This window comes from Bradyrhizobium rifense, assembly GCF_008123425.1.
Lineage (GTDB): Bacteria > Pseudomonadota > Alphaproteobacteria > Rhizobiales > Xanthobacteraceae > Bradyrhizobium > Bradyrhizobium rifense.
Window position 1 is genome coordinate 1 of the sequence record NZ_VSSS01000066.1, and the last position, 4,044, is coordinate 4,044.

Below are 4,044 nucleotides of genomic sequence, written 5' to 3' on the forward strand. Positions count from 1 at the left end.
TGCTTTTGCGCATCGTCCGTCTCCTCGGTGGAGAACAGAACCCTAACTCAAAACCGGGGGCGTTTCAGGGGAGCAGGTCACGACGACATGACTCGGACCTCTATCTTCGACATAAATTGTTTGGCGGAGCACCGTGCAACTCATGAATGAGTTGATGGGGGTGACGTCCGGTGGTGTATGAAATGAGTTTGGAAGCCCCCCGGGACGATTAACTCGTATCAGTTGGATACTTCGCAGGATGGATGGGGATAGTTGCCAATTATCCCATAATTCTCTGCAGTTCATGTTACGACTTCTGATATGCAACAAGCGGCTGCTCCCGTAGAAATTTAGCGAAGTTTTGCGGCCGATTTTCAGTAACTATTTCAAACAAAATAAATGAGGCCGGGGGAATGCGGTGAAAATATTCTCCGTGACAATCGAAAACTTCCGTGGAATTCGCTCAACCAAGCTAGTGCTGCCTGATCACGCCGTACTGATCGGAGATAACAACACCGGCAAATCATCGGTGTTGGAAGCGATCGATCTAGCTCTTGGGCCAGATCGGCTAAGCCGCCGACCTCCGGTGGATGAGCATGACTTCTATCAGGGCAAATATCTGGCAGTCGAGAGTGCGCAGGCACCCGAAGGTGCGGCGCCTGCCGCGAAGCCCAAGATCACCGTCGAGGTAACGATCACTGCCCTTTCGCCGGAACAGCAGGCGCGCTTTGGAGCCAACGTCGAGTGGCTATACGAGCACCGGGCTATTCTACGAAGAGGCGAATCCCGGCGGTGTGGACGTTGCCGAGATCAAAGCGGCGCTTCGGATCACATTTATTGGCGAGTACGATTCTGATGAAGATGACTTCGTCGGCAATACCTACTTCACCCGCAGTCTATCAGAAGAAGAGAAGCCAACGCCATTTACGAAGAAGGACAAGCAGCACTGCGGCTTTCTTTTCCTGCGGTCGCTAAGGACGGGATCTCGGGCGCTCAGTCTCGAACACGGCAGCTTGCTCGATATTATCCTGCGGCTGAAGGAAATCCGGCCGCAGATGTGGGAGGGAACGATTGGAACGCTCGGCGGCTTTGATGTCGCCAGCGATCCCGCGCTCGGCTTGTCTGGCGTTCTGGATAGCATCGACAGATCGCTGAAGAAATACGTCCCGCGAGAGTGGGGCGTGAAGCCTCATCTCAAGGTATCAAACCTTACGCGCGAGCATTTGCGCAAGGTGGTGACCGCCTTCATCGCCACTGGCACTGGCGATCACGCAGCGCCGTTCTTCCGTCAGGGGACGGGCACGATCAACATGCTTGTCCTGGCGATGCTGTCTCAGATCGCAGAGGACAAACAGAACGTCATTTTCGCAATGGAAGAAGCCGAAACTGCGATTCCTCCATATGCACAAAAGCGAATTGTTCATGAGTTACGGAAGCTTTCGGCTCAGTCTCTCTTCACCTCTCATTCTCCTTATGTACTAGAGGAGTTCAAGCTCGAAGAAACCATCATCCTTTCGCGATCCGATGATGGAGAACTTACCCAAGCTAAGATCGAGCTGCCGGAGAGCGTCAAACACAAGCGTTACCGACAGGAATTTCGCACACGGTTCTGCGAAGGGTTGCTCTCGCGTCGCGTACTGATTGCGGAGGGTGCGACGGAGGCGACCTCGTTCCCAGTCGCCGCGCGCCGATTGTCGGAACTAAATCCCACCGCCTACGCATCGTTGGAAGCTTTGGGTGTGTGCGTGATTGACGCTGGCACCGAAACACAGATCGCTGACCTCGCATTGTTATACAAGAGTCTCGGTAAGCGAACTTTTGCTCTATGCGACAAGCAGACTGACCCGGCCAAGGCCGCGATCGAGGCCCAGGTCGAACGTCTCTTCATGCATGGAGAGAAGGGCATCGAGGATCTGATACTCAAAAATACCACGCAAGCGGCGCTCGAACGGTTCGCTGATCAGCTCGAATGGCCGCCGCATCTGCTGGCGAAATATCCAGTTCCGAAGGCGCAGGCCATCGCGGCTTTAACGGACTATTTCGGTTGGTCGAAAGGGAATTGGGGGATCGCCGAGTTTCTGAGTCAGTGCTCTGAGGCGGAGGTGCCTGTGTGGATACGTGACACTTGCATCACTCTTAGGGCTCTTTGTGATCCACTGCCCCCGCCACCGCCATTTCCTTGGGCTGGTGCCGCTCCAGGCGTTGGGCCGGTCAGTTAGACGACGATGTCATGGTGGACCTAACTAAGGGACAGAAGGAAATTATTCAGGCCGGCGGGCATCAGCTCGTCACCGGTGGCCCCGGTTCGGGGAAAACTACCGTGTCGATCCTAAAGTCCGCCAAGATCGCGCGTGAAGGATTGGGATTAGGTCAGAGAATCTTATTCCTGAGTTTCGCTCGGGCGACGGTCTCGCGCGTCTTAGAAGCGATCGACGAAGAAAATGCGATCACTAGAGAGGAGAAGCAGAGGATCGAGGTAGACACCTATCATTCCTTCTTCTGGCGCATCCTGAAGACGCACGGCTACCTTGTTGGCTTTCCACGGCGTCTGGCAATCTTAACCCCTCCAAACGAGGTGATCGCTTTGTCTGCGGTGCGCAGCGGCTACAAGCCGGCCTCGAAGCTCACGGATAAGGAAAAGGTGGAGAAGCGAGCGCGTGAGGGAGTTGAGCGCACTCGGTTGGCGATTGAGGAGGGCAAGGTCTGCTTTGACTTGTTTGCCGACCGCGTTGCGATATTGCTGCATGGCTCCAACAGGGTTCGCTCGCTCATTTCGACTACATATCCGTATATAATCTTGGATGAGTTTCAGGACACCACCGCCGATCAATGGCGAGTTGTGCAGGCGCTTGGCGGGAGTAGCACCCTGATTGCTCTTGCCGATCCGGAGCAGCGCATCTTTGATTTCATCGGTGCCGATCCGGAGAGACTAAATCAGTTCCAGGCAGCGTTTGCCCCGTCGGTCCACGACCTTGCCGACGACAATCATAGAAGTACTGGGACGGATATTGCGCTCTTCGGCAACGACATTCTGCGCGGTAAATTTCGGCAGAACGAATATCGGGGTATCGGAGTCGAAGTGTTCGAGTCCAATCCCAACCAGGCTTATGCGTCACTGGTTGGGCTGGTGCTCCAGGCTCGTAGACGCCTTATTGAGGGCGGCCGACGCGACTGGTCGCTGGCTATACTCGTGCCGACCAAGCGGATGACCCGACTGGTGTCGGACGTGTTGCGCGAGCCTTTCGGCAGCGTGCCGCCGATTTCTCATACTGCCGCAGTTGACATGGAGGGGCCCATCCTAGCCGCGGAAATCGTGGCCTTCCTGCTGCAACAGGGGACGCACTCTGGCTGCTTCGACGAACTCATCGAGCTACTCTGCAGTTATTTCCACGGCCGTGGAGGTGCGTCCCCGACTAAAGGTGACATCAGTGAAGCATCTCGATACCGGGCTGCTTTGGCAAAGTGGAACGAGTGTGTTGCAGCCGTTCGGCCAACGCCTGGTAACAGCGTTCTCAAGAATACCTTCGCAGTCCACCAAGCTTCGGCGGCGTTGGTAATGACAGGGGATCCGGACGTTGACTGGGTGGCATTGCGTGCGATTCTCGATACAGGCGTCTGTTCGCGACTGAATGACGTGGCGAGGGAGGTCCGCAATTTGCGGCTTCTTGAGCGGGGGACCCAACTGCGTCAGGGGCTCGCCCAAGATTGGCGGGATACGGGTGGCTATCGCAACGCCCTTACGATCACGCGGGAATCCTTCGTGCAAGAGCATTTCGCGATGGCGCGTAAACCGGAATCTGGAGTCATTGTGATGAACATGCACAAGGCGAAGGGAAAGCAGTTTGACGAGGTGATCATCTTCGAGGGGTGGCCAAAAAGAGTTAGGCGCGAGATCGTGGCGAATCCCGATCGGATCGTGACCGGTAACGTGAAGGACGGTCCTATGGCGCAAGCGCGTCAGAACTTCCGCGTCAGTATCACTCGGGCGAAATTGCGCACGACCATCTTGACGCCTCGGGACGATATCTGCGTGTTGCTGAAGTCTGAATTACGGTGACAGTGCTG

General features: G+C 55.7%; 3 protein-coding genes. All 3 read left to right on the plus strand.

Features of this window, described 5'->3' with window-relative positions; all coding sequences use genetic code 11:
- Positions 1-397 precede the first annotated feature (397 nt).
- From FXB40_RS50580 to FXB40_RS37870, 3 genes are read left to right on the plus strand one after another with little or no spacing between them, the layout of a single operon-like run.
- Positions 398-835, plus strand: a complete 438-nt coding sequence (locus FXB40_RS50580; protein ID WP_246208234.1) for an ATP-dependent nuclease — start codon at positions 398-400, stop codon at positions 833-835.
- Positions 774-2,198 carry an ATP-dependent nuclease gene (locus FXB40_RS37865; protein WP_246208235.1) on the plus strand — a complete coding sequence of 475 codons (1,425 nt, stop codon included), beginning with the start codon at positions 774-776 and terminating at the stop codon, positions 2,196-2,198. Before FXB40_RS50580 ends, FXB40_RS37865 begins: the two co-directional genes overlap by 62 nt.
- A gap of 11 nt (positions 2,199-2,209) precedes the next feature.
- Positions 2,210-4,036: a UvrD-helicase domain-containing protein gene (locus tag FXB40_RS37870; protein WP_148777367.1), complete on the plus strand. Its 1,827-nt coding sequence runs from the start codon at positions 2,210-2,212 to the stop codon at positions 4,034-4,036.
- The last annotated feature ends 8 nt before the right edge of the window (positions 4,037-4,044 follow it).

What these genes read in the sequence shown, in the direction of transcription:
- FXB40_RS37870 (WP_148777367.1), top strand. Translation starts at nt 2,210, where the DNA reads ATGGTGGACCTAACTAAGGGACAGAAGGAAATTATTCAGGCCGGCGGG.